Genomic DNA, 18,651 nt, shown 5'->3' with positions numbered 1-18,651 from the left:
TGGGCGTCGCAAATGCGGTACCGATGTTAACCCCGCACAGGCTTCTCTGCCCACGCTCGATACTTACTATTTGCCTCCGCTACGCGTACACGCTGTTCTTCTACCCGTGGACCGGCGGTTCCGCCGCGTGTATCGCGCGAGCTCACAGCACCCTCAATCGTGAGCACGTCACGGACTCCTGCGTTAAGTCGAGGGTCTACGCTCGCGAGCTCCTCATCTGTCAAGTCAATAAGGTTGACGCCTCGGGACTCCGCGATGCGCACGCATGCTCCGGAAGCTTCGTGCGCCTCTCGGAATGGCACGCCCTGGCGAACCATCCACTCTGCCAAATCGGTAGCAAGCGTGAATCCCGCAGGTGCAATCTCACGCATTCGATCACCATGGAACTTGAGAGTCGAGACCAACCCGGTAAACGCTGGCAGAAGAATGTTGAGCTGGTTTACGGAATCGATTACCGGCTCCTTGTCTTCTTGCAAATCGCGGTTATACGCGAGAGGCTGCGCCTTAAGAGTGGCCATCAATCCGGTAAGGTTGCCGATTAACCTACCTGACTTGCCTCGGGCAAGCTCCGCAACGTCTGGGTTCTTTTTTTGCGGCATGATCGAAGAACCAGTCGACCATGCGTCGTCCAACGTGACGTAACCGAACTCTGGCGTCGACCAGGCGATAATTTCTTCCGCAAAGCGGGACACATCCACTGCAATCTGGGCTAGAACGTAGGCCGCTTCGGCTGCGAAATCACGCGAAGCTGTGCCGTCCAGTGAGTTGTCGGTTGCTTCATAGAAGCCAAGTTCTTCCGCAATCGCCTCCGGGTCTAGGTGCAACGAAGAACCCGCCAAAGCGCCAGAGCCGTACGGCGACACAGCCAACCGCTTGTCCGCATCCTGAATCCGCTCCAAGTCACGCAACAGCGGGTGTGCGTGAGCGAGCAACGAGTGTGCGAGCAAAATAGGCTGCGCAGCCTGGAAGTGGGTCTTACCCGGCATGATGATATCGGGATGTGCAGCCGCCTGTGCAACGAGAGCATCGATGAGATCCGTAATGTGCAGAGCAACACCGCGCAGGGCATCACGAACCCACATCCGGAACATCGTTGCCACCTGCTCATTCCGCGAGCGCCCTGCACGCAGGCGCCCTCCTACCTCAGGACCTACTCGGTCGATCAGGCCGCGCTCCATTGCGCCGTGAACATCTTCGTCCGTCGGTTCGGGAACAAACGCACCACTTGCAACGTCTGCGCCGAGTTGCTCAAGCCCCTCGAGCATGGTCTTCAGGTCTTCGTCCGAAAGAAGTCCTGCACGGTGCAAGACTTTTGCGTGAGCTTTCGATGCCAATACATCATAAGGCGCAAGCACCCAATCGAAGTGCGTCGATACGCTCAGCGCGAACATCGCCTCAGAAGGGCCGCCAGAAAACCGACCGCCCCACAGCGCGCCTTCATTCGTCTTATGCTGCTGCATAACTTCCAAAGCTCCCTGCTATTTCGCTTCGCGATCGCGCTTGTTCGCGATCTGCGATGACAAACCATGCAAACGGACGAAGCCCTTAGCGTAGGTCTGGTCGAAAGTGTCGCCTGTGTCGTACGTCGCGAGGTTGAAGTCGTACAGGGAGTGGTTGGAGCGGCGGCCATTGACCACTGCCTTACCTGCATGCATTTCCATGCGGATGTCCCCAGTGACGTGCTCCTGTGTCGACTCGATGAACGCATCCAGGGAGCGCTTGAGCGGACCGAACCAAAGACCGTCGTACACTTCCTCCGACCAGCGCGCGTCGATAAGTCGCTTGTAGCGAGCCAGCTCGCGCTCAATCGTAACGTCCTCGAGCGCCTTGTGCGCCGTAATCAGAGCGACCGCACCTGGCGCTTCGTAAATCTCACGGGACTTAATGCCAACCAAGCGGTCTTCGACCATATCCAGACGACCGATGCCCTGCGCACCAGCGCGACGGTTCATCTCTTCGATTGCTTCCAACATCGTTACCGGGCGGCCGTCGATTGCAACCGGCTTGCCTCCCTCGAACGAGATAATGACTTCGTCAGGCGCATTGCCCATCGAAGGGCTTTCCGTGTAAGCGTATAGATCCTTCGTCGGCGCGTTCCAGAGGTCCTCCAAAAAGCCTGTCTCTACCGCGCGCCCCCAAACGTTTTGGTCAATCGAGAATGGCGAAGCTGCCGACTGCTCAATTGGCAGGTCCTTTCCTTCTGCGTACGCAATCGCCTTATCGCGTGTCCACGCAAAATCGCGAGCAGGCGCAACAATTTCCAGATCTGGGTCCTGGTTCAGGAATCCAACCTCAAAACGAACCTGGTCATTGCCTTTACCGGTGCAACCGTGTGATACGTGAGTGCCACCGTGCTCCTGTGCGGCCTTCACAAGGTGCTTTACGATCAACGGGCGGGAAATTGCTGACACCAACGGGTACTCACCCATGTACATACCGTTCGCCTTGATGGTTGGCAGGCAGTAGTCCTCAGCAAATTCATCTTTCGCATCGATAACGATGGATTCCACAGCACCGCAATCTAATGCGCGCTGACGTACGGACTCCATATCTTCGCCGCCCTGGCCAAGGTCGAGTGCTACTGCAATGACTTCGCCATTAAGCATTTCGCCGAGGTAGGAAATCGCAACAGAGGTATCGAGCCCGCCTGAGTATGCGAGTACAACACGGTTAGTCATGGATCAAAGCTCCTTGTGTTTCTAGATCATATTCTGCACTGCGGTACATAGTATACCTAGCGCGGGGTTTGTGCTTGCTTCGGCGTCACTTACGCCTTTGTATTGCGTCCAAATACCTGCTGGGCTAGGTCACCGCCCTTAAGCGGATCTCGGGCGAGAACAAAAATCGTATCGTCACCAGCGATACAGCCTACTACCTGCTCCAAACCGACTCTGTCTATATAGCTAGCCAGATATTGTGCAGCTCCAGGTGGAGTTCGCAGTACAGCCATATTCGCAGAATGGTCAACAGAGACGACGAGTTCCTCGATCATTCGACGAAGTTTCTCACGTGGGCCTGTATGCAAGGCATCAAAAGCCTCGGCATCGGAGTTCACCGTGTAATATGCACGGCCTCCGTCGCTTGGCCGCACTTTCTTTGCTCCCAGCTCATCAAGATCACGGGACAGGGTTGCCTGCGTAATCTCGATACCCTCGTCTTGCAAAAGCTCGGAAAGCTGGATCTGAGAAGACACTCGCGTGCTCACAAGTATCTCCAGAATCCGAGCTTGTCGCGCAGTTCTTGAGACAGTTTGGGTCATTATTGGTGCTCCAACAACCAGGTCAACAACGCCTTTTGGGCGTGAAGACGATTTTCAGCTTCATCGAAGACTCGCGACTGCGGCCCATCGATTACTTCTGCGGTCACTTCGTTTTCACGATACGCCGGTAGGCAGTGAAGAAATATCGCATTATTACCGGCCATTTGCATAATTCCACTATTTACTTGGTATGGCAAGAACGGAGTGCGTCGATCTTTTCCATCTCCCTCCATGCCCATTGACACCCAAGTATCCGTGATAACCACGTCTGCTCCAGCTACCGCAGCAACATCGCTGGTAACCGTGACTGTCGCACCTGTCTGGCTTGCACGATCACGCGCACGGTCCACAAACCGCTGCTCCGGATGAAACTCCGGAGGCGCGATGATCGCGATGTCTACCCCCGCAGTTGCGAACCCAATCATGTAGGAGTTGGCCATATTGTTAGCGCCATCTCCCAAATACACAGCTTTCAGGCCGTGGAGTCCCGCCGGCCCCTGCTCAGGACAAAAGGTTTCGACGATTGTTTGCAGATCCGCAAGAATTTGGCACGGGTGCAGGTCATCGGAAAGCGCGTTAACAATCGGAACCTGTGATGTCTCCGCCATCTGGAGCAAATTGTCGTGGGCATACGTCCTCCAAACGATTGCTTCGACGTATCGCGAAAGCACCGCCGCCGTATCTTGGTAGGACTCACCCTTGCCCATTTGTGCATTCTGAGTTTCGACAACAATCGCGTGCCCACCCAGCTGTGCAATCCCTGTATCGAAGGAGAACCGCGTGCGCGTGGAGGTCTTGTCGAAAAGTACCGCAACAGACTTCGGCCCTTCGAGAGGTCGGTGCGCATAAGGGTTCTTTTTCATCTCTGCGGCAAGCGTGAGCACTTGCGCTTGTTCCTCTGGCGTCAAGTCATCGTCTGCGAAAAAGTGCCGAACTGAGTTCACCATGCTGTTTACTTCCTATTTCTGCGTTATGATTGCTGCAAAATATGCGGACGTCTCCCCTATTGTATTTTCAAAGCCTCCTGGACGTTCGCTTTTCGACGCCCACTTTCCCCTTACATAGGCTCCAAAAGCGTCCGCACTGTTGCTGTACCGACGCCACGAGTTCCTAGATCCAGCGTAATAGTCACGTGTTCGTCGTAGTCAAGCACCCGGCTTGTCAAGAGCGGAGTGATTCCCTGGCAGAGCTGTGTTCCATTGACGTTGATCTCCAGTGCCTCAGCATCTAGGCACACTTTTGTCTTCCCCGCAATCGCGAGTGCGCGTGGCCAGTCCGGAGCACCACTGAGTAGCGACTCTCGAAAACGTCCGTCACATGCTACGGCTTGTGCTGCGATGCGTGCCTCTTCATCATTTGCAGCGCCAGCTACGGCAAGCGTCAATTTCTTGGTCGCGCTTCCCTGGTTGACCAACAAAAGCTGCTCCACCAATGCCTCGCAAACCGCAAGCACTGCCTCATCCAACTGAGTTTGGTTGGGGGTGACCTGGCTCGCACCAGATGCGAGCAACAACACCGTATCGTTCGTTAGCGGGGCTGTAGATCGATCAAGCGTATTGAACGTAGTTTCCATAGCCCGTCGCAATGCCTTTTCGAGTGAAAAGGCCGGTACAAGCGCATCTGTGGTGAGGCACCCCAGTACTGTGTCTAGTGTTTCCTGTGAATTTCCAGCCCCCTGGGAAATGCCCCCAACACTCCAAGCTCCACAGCTCACGCCTGCTTGATTGATCGTTCCTTGGGTTGACGCTATTGCGGCCGCAGCCGATTCAGCGTGCGCAGGGGTATCTCCCAGATCCGTGGCGAGTTTGGCTAACCCAGTTTTCACACGCTCCATTGGCAAAGGCACTGCGAACTGTCCCTTCGCGCAGACTGCGACCCGGTCTTCTGGGACTCCAATCTCTTGGGATACGCGCTTCTGAATCTCACGAGTGTCCGCATCCCCCGTTGAACCGTTGAACGCATTAGCGTTGCCTGATGTTAAAACAACTGCGTTCACAGCATGCGAGCGCATAACTTCGCGCGTAGCTCGAACAGGCGAGGCGCAGACCCGACTATCTGGAAACACCGCTGCTGCGTTCCAAGCAGGTCCCTGATTAACAATGAGCGCCAGATCATGCCCCTCGCCTTCGCGTATTCCCGCATGAAGACCTGCAGCCACAAATCCCTTAGGGGTGAGAACGGTCTGTTGTGGCATGGTTTTATGGCTCCTTTACGGGTGTAGACGCTTGTGGCTACGGAGTCCCATCCTGCCAGACAAATGGCAAGCTCGTGCCGATTCAAGATACATGCATTCCTAAAACGACAGCAGGCAGGACGCCGCTCACTGCGATGTCCTGCCTGTCAGCAGCAAAAGTAACCTACGCCCTCATCGTGGCATTAAATTCCTGTTTCGCTGCCTCAGCCGCAGCTAAACGCCCTTCCGACGCTTCGTCTTCAGTGAGCGTTCGGTCATCCGCACGGAACAAGAGTCCAAATGCGAGCGACTTCTTGCCTTCGCCGAGGGACTCAGAACGATAGACGTCAAACAGCGTTACATTTTCCAATAACGGCCCGGCGTGTTCTGCTACGGTCTTTCGCACGCTTTCGGCCGGTGTCGAGTCGTCCACGACCAATGCAAGGTCCTGGTGAACTGCCGGGTACGCAGACAGCTTCGGAGCGGGCAGGTGAGCACTCTGTGGCAATGCCGAAAGGTCCATCTCCATTGCGCAAACTCGTGCAGGTAAGCCACATTCTTCCAGAATCTGCGGGTGTAGTTCACCTGCGTGACCAACAACTTGGCCGTCGACCAGCAACTCTGCGCAGCGTCCCGGATGCCATGGTAGGTAGTCTGCTGCCCGGACCTCGAGCTCTATCCCGGCTGTCCGCGCCACTATCTGCGCAGATTCAACAGCATCAGCCCACGAGTACATTCGCGAATCGCCCCAAGGCCCCTCTACTTCGGCATCTCCGACGCCAACAGTTGCAACATGCAGCGGCTGCTTCGGCAATGAGTTCACCACTGCTGCCAGGGTCTCTTCGTCCGGGCGGTGATCAACGCTTGGCATTGGTGTTTCAGCTTCCCCGCCGATAGCTACCTGTGCAACTGAGTAAATCGACACGTCATGCTGACCGCGGGCCGCATTTTTCGCTACTGCCTCGAGCATTGCGGGCAAGAGTGTCGTAGCGAGTACGGCATAGTCGCTATCCAGAGGATTCTGAACCGACACGGTTGCGCGGCGGGCATCGTCCTTGCTCAGGCCCCAGGCGTCGAAAAGACCCGTGGCCATAAACGGTGTAGGAATAATCTCTGCGTAACCTGAGTACGCAAGAGCATGCGTCACTGCACGACGACGCTTTTGCGTTGCAGTCAGGCCACGTCCCCCCTTCGGCGTCGGAAGAATCGATGGAATAGCGTCAAGCCCTTCGAGCCGAACAATCTCTTCTACAAGCTCTACTGGGACCGTAAGGTCATTCCGCCAGGAAGGTGGCGTCACAATGAAATTGCCACCACTTTCTTCAACGCCGCACCCGACTTCATGTAGCCGCTGAGAAATGGTCTCTTCAGAGTACTTGACGCCGATCAATGCCGAAGGGAACGTTTTCGCCATAGAGATCTCAGTTCGCTGATGCACCTCACCCACCAACGTACGACCTGCTGCAACCTTGCCCCCGGCAAAGCTCGTCAGCAGCTCACAAGCTACATCCAACGCTACCTCCACCAGTGCCGGATCGACTCCACGCTCAAATCGACGGGAGGCTTCTGAGCTCAGTTTGTGGTGACGAGCAGTACGCGCAACCGTAAGTTCATCCCAAGTTGCTGCTTCGAAGTAAACATTCTTCGTGGTTTCCGAAATTTCTGAGGTCGTGCCACCCATGACACCAGCCAGAGACTGAATTCCAGAGTCATCAGAAATGACTACATCGGAAGCGCGAAGGGTTCGCATTGTATGATCCAGTGTTTCGAATTCAGTGCCCTCTTCCGCATTATGGATGCGAAGCGCGCCAGAGATTGTATCTGCGTCAAAGGCGTGCATCGGCTGACCGAGCAGCAACATTACGAAGTTCGTAACATCGGTTGCGCCGTTCACTGGACGGATGCCGCTGAGCATGAGCTCGCGCTGCATCCAAAACGGCGACGCCGCTTCGGGGTCGATGCCTTCCACCTTTCGCAGCCCGAAGCGCTTCGTAGCGGTGTCCGGCTCTACGGTGACGTCGAGAAGGGAACCTGCTGGCGCAGGAACTGCAGAAATATCGATGCCGGCGATGTCAGGCTGCTGAGCTGGGTCGACAAAAGCGATGTCGAATGCCGACGCAAGCTCTCGCATTAGGCCACGCGCCGACAAAGCGTAACCACGATCCGGAGTGACGTTCACTTCGAAGATAGTGTCGTCGAGATCCAGAACTTCCCGCGCATCAGTGCCAGGGGCGCCGATTTCATCGCTAAGAGTAATGATGCCAGCACTCTTCGCGGTCAGACCGAGCTCCGCCGCTGACGCCATCATCCCGTTAGAGATATGCCCGTAAGTCTTTCTCGCAGAAATAGCGAAATTACCCGGAAGAACGCACCCCGGAAGCGCGACAACTACCGTGTCGCCAACAGTAAAGTTACGTGCACCGCAAATAATGCCCTGCGGCTCACCCGTGCCATTCGCCTGTCCCACGTCAACCTGGCAGTAACGAATCGGCTTCTTGAACTCGGTGAGCTCTTCAATTTCAAGGACCTTGCCGAGCACTAGGGGGCCCTCGGTTTTTTCAATCGGGGCGTAGCCTTCAGTCTCAAAACCGACGCGAACGAAGCCTGCGTCCATCTCTTCGTCAGTGACAGACCAACCAGTATTGCCCGCCTGTTGCAGAAGGGTGGTGAGGAAATTTTTTGAAATCAGCATGTCATTAACTCCTTTAAGCCTGCACACCAAATGGGACGGTGAAACGGATATCTCCTTCGACCATGTCACGCATGTCTGACAAGCCGTTACGGAACTGGAGAGTTCGTTCAAGGCCCATCCCGAACGCAAAGCCTGAGTACTCATCCGGATCAATGCCTACTGCGCGAAGCACGTTCGGGTTCACCATGCCGCAGCCACCCCACTCGATCCAGCCAGCACCACCCTTTTTATTTGGGAACCAAACGTCTACTTCAGCAGATGGCTCGGTGAAGGGGAAGTAATTGGTACGCATACGCGTCTTCGTCTCTGGCCCGAACAGCGTCTTCGCAAGGTGGTCGAGTGTGCCACGCAAATGAGCCATAGTCAGGCCTTTATCGACGGCAAGACCCTCAATCTGGTGGAAAACTGGGGTGTGCGTTGCGTCAAGTTCATCGGTGCGGAATACCCTGCCAGGGCAAGCAATGTACACAGGCACATCACGGTCAAGCATCGTTCGAACCTGGACAGGCGAAGTATGCGTGCGCATCACCTGGCGGGAACCAGGTTTACCAACGTAAAAGGTGTCCTGCAGCGTCCTCGCCGGGTGATCCGGAATGAAGTTCAGTGCATCAAAATTAAAGTATTCGGCTTCGATTTCTGGCCCCTCGGCGATCTCCCACCCCATGCCGATAAAGATATCTGCGATCTGCTCACTCAACGTTGTGATGGGGTGCATCGCGCCCAGCTGAGAACGACGTGTCGGTAGAGTTACGTCGACAGCCTCTGCTTTCAATTGAGCCTCGCGGTACTCGGCTTCACGCACCGCGTGAAGTTTGGCATACGCCTTCTCTACACGGCCTCGGGCCACATTCACTGCCCTACCAGCGTCTTTACGGTCTTGCTTTGGCAACGAACCGAGTGCACGCCGAGCCTGAGGGATGTAGGCTTGGTCGCCCAAGTGCTGCTTGTGAGCCTCTTCTAACGCCTGCAGGTCTGCAGCTGCTTCAAAATCCGAAATTGCAGCTTCTGCTGCCGCATTGAGTTTCTCTTCTGACAATTCGATTCCACTATTTTCCGACACACTCGGTCCTTCCGATTACGCTTTGTAGTAAAGGTTGTAAAGCCGTTAAAACGAAACTAAGCATACCTGTCGCTTCAGACACGACACATATAACTAAAGCTCTTGTTGCGCCATCTTTGCTTTGGCAGTTTCCCAAAGACACATTGCTGACGCTGTTGCAAGGTTCAGCGACTCTGCAGATCCCTGAATCGGGATTGATACCCGTACATCAGCACGATCTGCAATAGCTGTTGGCAATCCGTGTGCTTCATTTCCGAACAGCCAAGCAATCGGGGCAGAAAGCAGATCACTTGTTTTCTCAAGGGATACCTCGCCGTCAATAGTCGTCGCTACTGTCTGAAGCCCTGCTGCTTTTAACTGGCCAAGGACGTCCTGGGTATTGCGCTCGCGTGCCACAGGTAAGTGAAACAACGAACCTGCTGAGGCCCGCACAGCCTTGCCCGACTCAGGATCGACGCAGTCGCCGGCAAATATGACAGCGTCCGCCCCGCACACGTCAGCAATGCGAATCATGGTGCCTGCGTTACCCGGATCGTTAGTATCAATCCCGACCACAACAAAAGAAGGCTTGCCGCGAAGAGCTGCCCCGACTGACCACAACACTGGCTTGCAAACAGCAAAAATACCAGTGGTGTTTACAGTGTCGCTCAAGTGCTTCGCTGCGATGTCTGTAATGGCATGAACATATACATCCATATATTCTGCGGTAGTCACAACGTCAGCAAAGGCTTGTGAAGCATGTTCTGTCACGAAGAGGTCAGTAGCCGCGCCCGTAGCTACGGCAGCCTCGACGCTGTTCACCCCTTCCACCAGAAAGCGGTTTGCTTTCTTGCGTCCCTTTGCGCGGAGCAGCTTCGCTGCATTCACGACTCGCGGGGTTCGTTCGGTGAAGGGCTGTGAAAAGTCAAGGGCCACGAAATTTCCTACTCCTGAATGTAAAAACCCGCCGCCAAGCGTTCACGCTTGCCGACGGGCTCCGTCCTAGTTCAACGTTCTAGGCAACTTATGCTGCATCAACTGGCGCATTTACGTCAGCTGGCAAGGCCTTCTTAGCGATCTCGCAGATAGCGGAGAAGGCTGCAAAGTCGTTCACTGCGAGCTCCGCGAGGATCTTGCGGTCAACCTCGACCTCTGCGAGCTTCAAGCCGTGAATGAGACGGTTGTAAGTGATGTCGTTCATACGGGCCGCGGCGTTGATACGCTGGATCCACAGCTTACGGAACTCACCCTTGCGCTTACGACGATCGCGGTAGGCGTAGGTCTGGGAGTGCAGCCACTGTTCTTTTGCCTTACGGTACAGGCGGGAGCGCTGGCCACGGTAGCCCTTTGCGGACTTCAGAATCGCGCGACGCTTCTTCTTGGCATTAACTGAACGCTTGACACGTGCCATGAGTCAATACTTCCTTTTCTTTCGTTCACCGGTTGTTTTAACTTGGGCAGTGCTTAGGACATGCCGAGGAGGCGCTTCATGCGCTTCACGTCGTTCTTAGCTACGTCGGTGGTACCCGAGAGCTTGCGACGACGCTTCGAAGACAGCTTCTCGTTCAGGTGGCGCTTACCAGCCTGCTCACGACGCAGCTTGCCCTTGCCGTTAACCTTGATGCGCTTTGCGGTGCCCTTGTGGGTCTTCTGCTTCATGTTGAAAGCCCTTCAGAGTTGAAAACTTGATCTACTTTTTGCCCTTGCGAGCAGGTCCGAATACCATCGTCATGTTTCGCCCGTCCTGCTTCGGACGGGACTCCACGACACCAACCTCTTGAATGTCGTCTGCAAGACGCTCGAGGAGGCGGTAGCCGAGTTCTGGGCGCGATTGCTCGCGGCCACGGAACATGATGGTGACTTTGACCTTGTTGCCCTTCTCTAGGAAGCGCTCCACATTGTTTTTCTTCGTCTGGTAGTCGTGCTCATCGATCTTAGGACGGAACTTCTGTTCCTTCACTACGGTCTGCTGCTGGTTCTTGCGGGCCTCGCGAGCCTTCTGATCCTGCTCATACTTGTATTTGCCGTAGTCCATGATCTTCGCCACGGGCGGCTTCGCCTTTGGCGCAACTTCGACGAGGTCAAGATCGGCCTCGTAAGCCAGTTTCCGAGCATCGTCGGTACGGACGATCCCTACCTGCTCGCCGGACGGGCCGACCAAGCGGACTTCCGGGACGCGGATACGATCGTTAATCCGAGCTTCAGCGCTGATGAGAACTCCTAAAACATAGAAACCAATGTGTGATCGCTACCAGACCACCAGTGATTCTGCGCAAAAGCACAAAACCCGCGCTATTACTAATAACGCGGGAGCTTTCCGTAGGCAACCAAAAAATGCTTTGGCTACCTTGACCCGTATCCTGATCACTATCGACCGGCATGGGGTGGGATTCACTCCACTTGTGGCCCAGGCACCTTTGTAAAGAATGCTCTGGGCGGTAGTGGTGAGAACTTTAATACATGAAGTTTATTCAAGCAAATCATGCATTCAAGCTGGATCTATTGCAATATCTCCTTCAAGAAAGCACCTGTATGAGACTTGCCATTACGTGCTACGTCTTCTGGCGTTCCCTGCGCGACCACCGTTCCACCGCCTGATCCCCCCTCAGGCCCCATGTCAATCACCCAGTCCGCCGACTTGATAACGTCCAGGTTGTGTTCGATCACCAACACAGTGTTGCCCTTTTCCACCAGGCCATTCAGCACAAGCATGAGCTTACGAATGTCTTCGAAGTGCAGCCCCGTAGTGGGCTCGTCGAGGATGTAAATTGTTCGGCCGTTAGTTCGCTTCTGCAATTCTGCCGCCAGCTTCACCCGCTGTGCCTCACCACCGGATAGCGTTGTCGCAGCCTGCCCAAGACGTACATAGCCCAGGCCGACCTCTACAAGCGTGTTGAGGTATCGATGGATTGACTGAATTGGCTCGAAGAACTCAGCTGCTTCAGAAATCGGCATATCGAGAACTTCGGCAATGTTCTTACCCTTATAGCGCACTTCGAGGGTTTCACGGTTGTATCGTGCTCCCTGGCACACCTCACACGGGACGTATACATCCGGTAGGAAGTTCATCTCAATCTTGATAGTGCCATCACCACGGCACGCTTCACAGCGCCCGCCTTTGACATTGAACGAGAATCGGCCAGCCTTGTAGCCACGAACCTTTGACTCTTGTGTTTCCGCGAATAGGTTGCGGATCTTGTCAAACACCCCTGTATATGTCGCAGGGTTTGATCGTGGTGTACGTCCGATGGGACTCTGGTCGACTTGGACAAGTTTATCTAGATGGTCAAGGCCACTGACTTTCTTTACCCGTCCCGGGACTTGTCGAGCTCCATTGAGCTCATTCTGGAGAGTCTTAGCCAGAATCTGGTTTACCAGCGTAGACTTGCCAGACCCAGATACCCCAGTAACAGCTACCAACACTCCCAGTGGAATATCCACTGATACGTTCTTGAGGTTGTTCTCTCGCGCGCCCTCAACTCTCAGCTTGCGGTCTGCGTCTACCGGTCGACGCTGATCCGGGACCTCAATCTTTTTCCTGCCCGCAAGGTAGTCTCCGGTAATGGAGTTCTCTACTTCACGGATACCGTCGGGTTCTCCCTGGTAGACCACTTCCCCGCCGTATTCTCCGGCGAGCGGCCCGATGTCTACCAACCAATCTGCCTCCCGGATTGTTTCCTCATCGTGCTCGACCACAACTAGCGTGTTCCCAAGGTCGCGAAGTTTCTTCAGAGTCTTAATCAGCCTCTGGTTATCCCGTTGATGCAAACCGATTGACGGCTCATCAAGCACGTACAGTACACCGGCAAGGCCAGACCCAATTTGCGTGGCCAGACGGATACGCTGCGCTTCACCGCCCGACAGGGTGCCGGCTGACCGAGCTAGCGAGAGGTAACTCAGTCCTACGTCCAAGAGAAAGTGCAGTCGAGCTTGGATCTCTCGAAGTACCGCACCCGCGATCATTTCCTCGCGGTAACCAAGTACCAAATTATCAAGGTATTCGGACGCATCCTCAATGCTCAGTTCCGTAAGCCCGGCGATGGAGCGTTCACCATGGGTTGTTGAGTCGAGGCGAACGGCGAGAATCTCGGGCTTCAACCTAGCGCCCTTGCACGAAGGACACGGTACCTCTCGCGTATAAGCAAGCAGTCGGTCTTTCTGGGTATCGCTTTCGGCCTGCTCGAGCTTACGCTCCAGGTACCCAATGACACCTTCATAAGCTGCGCTGAATGACCGCTGCCTGCCGTAGCGGTTCTTGTACCGCACGCTGATCGTGGTTTTGGAACCATTTACCAAATGCTTCTGCTGCGTTTTTGTCAGCGAGCTGAACGGAGCGTGAGCATCAAAGCCCTCCTCTTTTGCTAACGCTTCAATCAATTTGACGAAGTATCGCTTGTTCGGGCTGGAGTTCCATGGCTGGAAAGCATCAATTGCTGGTGCGTCTGGATCTGGAATAACGAGTTCTTCGTCAATCTTCTTCTGCGTCCCGAGACCGTCACACGTTGGACAGGCACCAAACGGTGAGTTAAACGAAAACGCGCGCGGCTCGTACTCCTCAACGTTAAGTTTGTGCCCGTTCGGGCACGCCATCTTTTCAGAGAAGATCTGGATCCGATCAGGGTTGCCCTCATCGAAGTCAACGAATTCGAAGCCAACGAGGCCGTCGGCAAGTTTGAGTGCTGTCTCCACTGAGTCGGTGAGACGCTGCTTTTGGCTTTGCTTCACTTGAAGGCGGTCCACTACCACCGAAATCGTGTGTTTGACCTGCTTCTCAAGCTTCGGTGGATCGCTGAGCTGGTACAACTCGCCGTCCACGCTCACTCGAGAGTAACCCTGAGCGGCGAGATCCTTAAACAAGTCAACGAACTCGCCTTTACGCTTTCGTACTACCGGAGCAAGGACTTGGAACTTGAGACGCTCTTCCATCCCCAGCACGCGGTCCACAATCTGTTGCGGCGTCTGCCGTTCAATCACAGCGTCGCACTCTGGACAATGAGGAGTGCCAGCCCGCGAATAGAGCAGGCGGAGGTAATCGTAGATTTCGGTGATGGTACCTACAGTCGAACGGGGGTTACGGTTCGTCGATTTTTGGTCGATTGACACCGCGGGCGATAGCCCGTCAATGTAATCGACATCGGGCTTATCCATCTGTCCTAAGAACATCCGAGCATAGGACGAAAGAGACTCAACGTATCGACGCTGCCCCTCCGCAAAGATCGTATCGAATGCCAGCGAGGACTTACCCGATCCAGACAGGCCTGTAAATACGGCCATCTTGTCCCTCGGCAGAGACACATCGACGCCCTTCAGGTTGTGTTCTCTTGCTCCACGTACAACAAGACGGTCAGCCACCTAGATACCTCTTCCAGAAGATCGGTTCATTTTGTTCCGAACATACCAGCGTATACCACTTCGGTGATCACTGTTCTGGCGAGGAAAGAATTGACTAGGGTAGGCACCATGAATTCAGAATCAACTCCACTGCCCCAATTAGCACTGCACCAGGTTTCCGTCGGCTCGATGGACAACAACTGCTATCTCCTCTGCGCAGATGGCCAGGGCCTGCTAATCGACGCCGCTGACGACGCGCCGGCTATCCTCGCCATGGCCGAACAGGCCGGAGTCAAGATCACGGATGTATTAACGACGCATCGCCACCACGATCACGTGCGTGCATTGGCTGCAGTCCTAGAAGCAACGGGCGCTACACACTGGGCACCGTTCCTCGAGGTACCTGCCCTGCCTGCTCCTGTCGACCGCGAACTCCACGACGGCGACTCGATTTCGTTCGCAGGCCACGAGCTCCCAGTGGTAATTCTGCGTGGACATACCCCAGGTGGCGCAGCCGTGCGCGCCGACCTCAAGGGGGTGCCTAACCTCTTTGTCGGTGATTCCCTTTTCCCTGGTGGGCTTGGGAAAACAAATTCCGAAGGCGACTTCGTGCGACTCTTCCGCGATGTCAAAGAAAAACTCTTCGACGCATATCCGGATGAGACAATTGTGTGGCCGGGCCATGGTAAATCCACTACGCTTGGTACAGAGCGTCCAGATTTAGATGTTTGGTGGAACCGTCGCTGGTAAAAGCGTAATCCGAATGTCGGACGTCACATAGAACGTATATACAGCGACCGGTACGTTGCGAAAAGAAAAGAGGAATGCATTTATGATTCGAAAACTCGCAAGGCCAATGCTCGCGTCCGTCTACATCGTTGACGGTGTTCAGACGCTGCGTGACCCAAATGCCAATAAAGAAAGCACGAAGGCGCTTTTAGATAAGGTCCGCGGTGCCGTTCCGAGCGAGTACCGTGGTCTGATCCCGAGCGACCCGAAGACGGCCGCTCAGGTCGTTGGTGGCATTAAAGCAGGTGCAGGCAGCCTCTTCGCCATTGGCAAGCTGCCACGCACTTCCGCTGCACTGCTCGCTGCGACTGCAATCCCCTCGATTATCGGCCGTAATGCCTTCTGGGAGGCTGACGAGGCGAATGAGAAGCAGCGTCGTCAGACTGGCGCGCTGACCGATGTCGCTCTCGCCGGTGGTGTGCTCCTCGCGACTGTGGACACTGCTGGCAAGCCAGGGCTGCAGTGGCGCGCCCAGCAGGCTGCCCGCACCGCGAAGAAGAACGTACAGCAGGCACTGCCTACCCAGTCTGAGACCGAAAAGGCTCTGGGTAAGGCAAGTAACTGGCTGTCCGATACTGCAGATCAAGTGGTCGACTACGTCGATAACAACAAGGATGACTGGAAGAAGCAGGCCTCTAAGTTTGCGGACCAGGCATCTGACGCAGCTGAGGGCTTCTGGCAGGATGCGCGCAAGCAAACCTCCTCGTTCCTCTCTGATGCGGGTGACTGGATGGAGGATGTTTCCGATAGCGCTCAAGACACCTACAAGGACTTGAAGCCAAGCAAACTCCAGCAGTTCAAGGCAAAGCGCAAGGTTAACAGCGTTGTTGGGGATCTCCAGGACAAGCTGGAGAGCCTCGAGCCAAGCAAGTTGGACCAGTTCAAGGCAAAGCGCAAGGTAAAGAAGAGCACCGCGAAGCTGCAGGACCGTGCCCAGGACGCGGTTGACTCCCTGCAGGATGCCTTCGACAACTTGGATGTTGCGCCGTCAAAGTGCAAGCAGTGGAAGTGGAAGCGTAAGGCTAAGAAGGCCGAAAAGCGCGCGAACAAGCTGGTAAAGAAGGTTCAGAAGAAGCTCAGCTAATCTGACTTTCTGTAGTACACCCCGTGGCCGCATAGTTGTGGTTACGGGGTGGCTTTTACTTTGAAGGAGATTATGTTCACCGTGTCAGAGCAAGAGGTTGCTCGCGAACAGCACTACGTCGACGGTCTATTTTCTCGTCTTGACGATGAAGTATCGAAGGCCCAAGCCAAACTGGAAGCGGTGCAACGAGATGTCGACCCTGACAACCCAGATTCTGATGCGCTCGTCCGGCGCGAAACCGAATATCATGGGCTGAATGCAAAACTCGATGCACTCAACCTGGCAGAAGTTGGCTTAGTTTTTGGCCGAATTGATGTGGAGGACGAGTCTCCGGAGAATCTAGTCCCTAACAGCGACAATCTTGACCGACGCTATATAGGCCGGATGGGCATCGACGCCCCCGAAGACAAGTACCGGACGCTCCTCATCGATTGGCGGGCGCCCATGGCACGGCCGTTTTACCTCGCGACGACGGCGCACCCTTCAGGCGTGCAAACCCGGCGAAACATCCGTATGAGGGGTCGCACGGTGGAAACCATTGACGACGAGGTCCTCTCCGGCACAGGTACGGGCGTTGAAGCCTCGGGTGTCGGATCCGAGGCTGCGCTGCGACGCGCCATGAATCGGCCACGCACTGCGCACATGCAATCCATCGTTGAGACAATCCAGCGTGAACAGGATGCCGTCATTCGTGACGCTACGCGTGGAGTGATGGTTGTCGAGGGTGGTCCAGGTACTGGCAAGACTGCAGTCGCTCTCCATCGTGTTGCGTATCTGCTCTATACTTGGCGAGCGCAGCTGGCGAAGACCGGCGTCTTGGTTCTTGGCCCCAATACCGTCTTTTTGGACTACATCTCGCGAGTTCTTCCGGAGCTCGGCGAGACCGGCGTAGTGCTTTCCACAACCTCAGACTTAATCCCCGGTTTTACCCCGGAAGGTAGCGAGTCGCTTGCTGCACGGGAAGTCAAAGGCTCGATTGAGATGGTCACGATTCTCAAGCGGGCTGTGCAGTCATATGAGACGGTTCCGGAGCGCGCGGTAACCCTTTCAATTGAGAACGTTCCTGTCGCTGCGACGCCAGCCATGGTGAAGGCAGCCAGAACCAAAGCACGACGGTCACGTCGTCCTCATAATGAAGCACGAGCCGTGTTTGCGGAACATCTTTGCGAACTTCTTGCGCAAGCACTTGCCAACACCATTGGTGCGGACCCTCTAGGCGGTGAGAATCTGTTGTCTGCTGCAGACGTCGATCAGCTCCACGATGACCTGGCTGAAGAATCCCAGGTCCGAGACTTTATTGACGCCCACTTCCCCACTCTGTCGCCTACAGAGGTACTACGTAATTTGCTTGAAGACCGCGACGCAATCGCAGCTGTCGCGTATGACTACGACGACTACACACAAGATGCCCTCTTTCGGGAGCCTGGTGCGGCAACGGCCCCGTCGGATGCAGCATTACTCGACGAACTGTCGATTCTTATTGGTAGTAGCCCAGCGGAGGGTATTCGTGACTCCGTTGACGATGCGTGGCAACAGCAGGTGGCCGAGGCAGAGGACGCGTTGGACGTCTTGGCTTCATCCGAGTCCACTGACAACGATGACGACCAGTTCGAGGCTGAGATCCTCTCTGCATCAGACGTCATTGATGCGGAAACGCTCGCGCAGCGCCAGGCGAGCACCGATATCCGTTCGACCGCAGAGCGCGCACGCGCAGATCGCACATGGGCCTATGGGCATGTAATTGTAGATGAGGCACAAGAGCTCTCACCGATGGAATGGCGGATGGTGTTTCGGCGCTGCCCATCAAAGTGGATGACATTAGTTGGAGACACCGCGCAGACTTCTTCGCCTGCGGGTTCAGACGACTGGTCAGCAACGCTGGAACCGTTCGTTGGCTCGCGTTTCCGCACGCATACCTTGAGTGTGAACTACCGGACTCCGTCGGAGATTATGAAGTACGCCGCGAAAGTTCTTCACGCGATCGACTCAGAGGCAGCGGTCCCTGAGAGTATTCGAAGCACCGGGCAACCCGTCGAGTTTTGGCCTTCCGGCACCACCCCAGAAACTGTCGCAACATACGAGGATGGGCGCACGACAGCGATCATCGACAAGTCAAATGTCGATGCGATGAAGGGACTCGAATTTGACCATGTAGTACTAATAGAACCCCAAGAAATTATCGACGCCTCTCCGCAAGGTTGGCAAGACCTCTACGTGGCGATGACCCGAGCAACTCAAAGCCTCGCCGTCATCGGTGAGATGCCATAGAACAACCTCCGGCCAT

General features: G+C 55.3%; 15 protein-coding genes. 3 read left to right on the top strand and 12 right to left on the bottom strand.

What is annotated here, in order from left to right; translation table 11 throughout:
- Nucleotides 1-26: 26 nt before the first annotated feature.
- The 12 genes from argH to uvrA form a co-directional block, all read right to left on the bottom strand.
- On the bottom strand, nt 27-1,460 hold the full coding sequence (gene argH, locus KBP54_RS05525) for an argininosuccinate lyase (protein ID WP_256006567.1): 1,434 nt from the start codon (nt 1,458-1,460) through the stop codon (nt 27-29).
- Nucleotides 1,461-1,478: 18 nt separating this feature from the next.
- Entirely contained in the window at nt 1,479-2,678 is a 1,200-nt protein-coding gene (locus KBP54_RS05520; RefSeq protein ID WP_070479104.1) for an argininosuccinate synthase, read from the bottom strand.
- Between the two features lie 89 nt (nt 2,679-2,767).
- Nucleotides 2,768-3,259: an arginine repressor gene (locus tag KBP54_RS05515; protein WP_070362518.1), complete on the bottom strand. Its 492-nt coding sequence runs from the start codon at nt 3,257-3,259 to the stop codon at nt 2,768-2,770.
- Nucleotides 3,259-4,206 (bottom strand): ornithine carbamoyltransferase, encoded by a 948-nt coding sequence (gene argF, locus KBP54_RS05510; protein WP_070362519.1) that lies wholly within the window; start codon nt 4,204-4,206, stop codon nt 3,259-3,261. Before argF ends, KBP54_RS05515 begins: the two co-directional genes overlap by 1 nt.
- A gap of 110 nt (nt 4,207-4,316) precedes the next feature.
- Nucleotides 4,317-5,453 (bottom strand): bifunctional ornithine acetyltransferase/N-acetylglutamate synthase, encoded by a 1,137-nt coding sequence (locus tag KBP54_RS05505; protein ID WP_256006565.1) that lies wholly within the window; start codon nt 5,451-5,453, stop codon nt 4,317-4,319.
- 163 nt (nt 5,454-5,616) lie between these two features.
- A complete protein-coding gene (gene pheT, locus KBP54_RS05500) occupies nt 5,617-8,124 on the bottom strand; it encodes a phenylalanine--tRNA ligase subunit beta (protein ID WP_256001388.1) in 2,508 nt (835 codons plus the stop codon).
- Nucleotides 8,125-8,137: 13 nt separating this feature from the next.
- Nucleotides 8,138-9,166: a phenylalanine--tRNA ligase subunit alpha gene (gene pheS, locus KBP54_RS05495; protein ID WP_369822297.1), complete on the bottom strand. Its 1,029-nt coding sequence runs from the start codon at nt 9,164-9,166 to the stop codon at nt 8,138-8,140.
- A 111-nt stretch (nt 9,167-9,277) separates the two neighbouring features.
- Entirely contained in the window at nt 9,278-10,099 is an 822-nt protein-coding gene (locus KBP54_RS05490; RefSeq protein WP_070362523.1) for a TrmH family RNA methyltransferase, read from the bottom strand.
- A gap of 88 nt (nt 10,100-10,187) precedes the next feature.
- Nucleotides 10,188-10,574: a 50S ribosomal protein L20 gene (gene rplT, locus KBP54_RS05485; RefSeq protein ID WP_070362524.1), complete on the bottom strand. Its 387-nt coding sequence runs from the start codon at nt 10,572-10,574 to the stop codon at nt 10,188-10,190.
- A gap of 53 nt (nt 10,575-10,627) precedes the next feature.
- Complete coding sequence (gene rpmI, locus KBP54_RS05480) at nt 10,628-10,822, bottom strand: 50S ribosomal protein L35 (protein WP_070362525.1); 195 nt, start codon at nt 10,820-10,822, stop codon at nt 10,628-10,630.
- A 31-nt stretch (nt 10,823-10,853) separates the two neighbouring features.
- Nucleotides 10,854-11,402, bottom strand: a complete 549-nt coding sequence (gene infC, locus KBP54_RS05475) for a translation initiation factor IF-3 (RefSeq protein WP_083290943.1) — start codon at nt 11,400-11,402, stop codon at nt 10,854-10,856.
- A 260-nt stretch (nt 11,403-11,662) separates the two neighbouring features.
- Complete coding sequence (gene uvrA, locus KBP54_RS05470) at nt 11,663-14,515, bottom strand: excinuclease ABC subunit UvrA (RefSeq protein WP_256006563.1); 2,853 nt, start codon at nt 14,513-14,515, stop codon at nt 11,663-11,665.
- Nucleotides 14,516-14,623: 108 nt separating this feature from the next.
- On the opposite strand from uvrA, the gene KBP54_RS05465 reads away from it, so the two are divergent.
- From KBP54_RS05465 to KBP54_RS05455, 3 genes are all read left to right on the top strand, one after another.
- Nucleotides 14,624-15,244, top strand: coding sequence for an MBL fold metallo-hydrolase (locus KBP54_RS05465; RefSeq protein WP_256006562.1), 621 nt, complete (start codon nt 14,624-14,626; stop codon nt 15,242-15,244).
- An 82-nt stretch (nt 15,245-15,326) separates the two neighbouring features.
- Entirely contained in the window at nt 15,327-16,367 is a 1,041-nt protein-coding gene (locus KBP54_RS05460) for a DoxX family protein (RefSeq protein ID WP_256006560.1), read from the top strand.
- Nucleotides 16,368-16,439: 72 nt separating this feature from the next.
- Nucleotides 16,440-18,635, top strand: coding sequence for a HelD family protein (locus KBP54_RS05455; protein WP_256006557.1), 2,196 nt, complete (start codon nt 16,440-16,442; stop codon nt 18,633-18,635).
- Nucleotides 18,636-18,651: the final 16 nt, after the last annotated feature.

The organism is Corynebacterium pseudogenitalium, assembly GCF_024453815.1.
Lineage (GTDB): Bacteria > Actinomycetota > Actinomycetes > Mycobacteriales > Mycobacteriaceae > Corynebacterium > Corynebacterium pseudogenitalium.
The sequence above is the reverse complement of the archived record's forward strand: the minus strand, read 5'-3'. Positions and strand labels throughout refer to the sequence as shown.

What these genes read in the sequence shown, in the direction of transcription:
- KBP54_RS05505 (WP_256006565.1), bottom strand. Translation starts at nt 5,453, where the DNA reads ATGCCACAACAGACCGTTCTCACCCCTAAGGGATTTGTGGCTGCAGGT.
- KBP54_RS05515 (WP_070362518.1), bottom strand. Translation starts at nt 3,259, where the DNA reads ATGACCCAAACTGTCTCAAGAACTGCGCGACAAGCTCGGATTCTGGAG.
- argF (WP_070362519.1), bottom strand. Translation starts at nt 4,206, where the DNA reads ATGGTGAACTCAGTTCGGCACTTTTTCGCAGACGATGACTTGACGCCA.
- rplT (WP_070362524.1), bottom strand. Translation starts at nt 10,574, where the DNA reads ATGGCACGTGTCAAGCGTTCAGTTAATGCCAAGAAGAAGCGTCGCGCG.
- KBP54_RS05465 (WP_256006562.1), top strand. Translation starts at nt 14,624, where the DNA reads ATGAATTCAGAATCAACTCCACTGCCCCAATTAGCACTGCACCAGGTT.
- argH (WP_256006567.1), bottom strand. Translation starts at nt 1,460, where the DNA reads ATGCAGCAGCATAAGACGAATGAAGGCGCGCTGTGGGGCGGTCGGTTT.
- KBP54_RS05460 (WP_256006560.1), top strand. Translation starts at nt 15,327, where the DNA reads ATGATTCGAAAACTCGCAAGGCCAATGCTCGCGTCCGTCTACATCGTT.
- KBP54_RS05455 (WP_256006557.1), top strand. Translation starts at nt 16,440, where the DNA reads ATGTTCACCGTGTCAGAGCAAGAGGTTGCTCGCGAACAGCACTACGTC.
- KBP54_RS05520 (WP_070479104.1), bottom strand. Translation starts at nt 2,678, where the DNA reads ATGACTAACCGTGTTGTACTCGCATACTCAGGCGGGCTCGATACCTCT.
- rpmI (WP_070362525.1), bottom strand. Translation starts at nt 10,822, where the DNA reads ATGAAGCAGAAGACCCACAAGGGCACCGCAAAGCGCATCAAGGTTAAC.
- pheT (WP_256001388.1), bottom strand. Translation starts at nt 8,124, where the DNA reads ATGCTGATTTCAAAAAATTTCCTCACCACCCTTCTGCAACAGGCGGGC.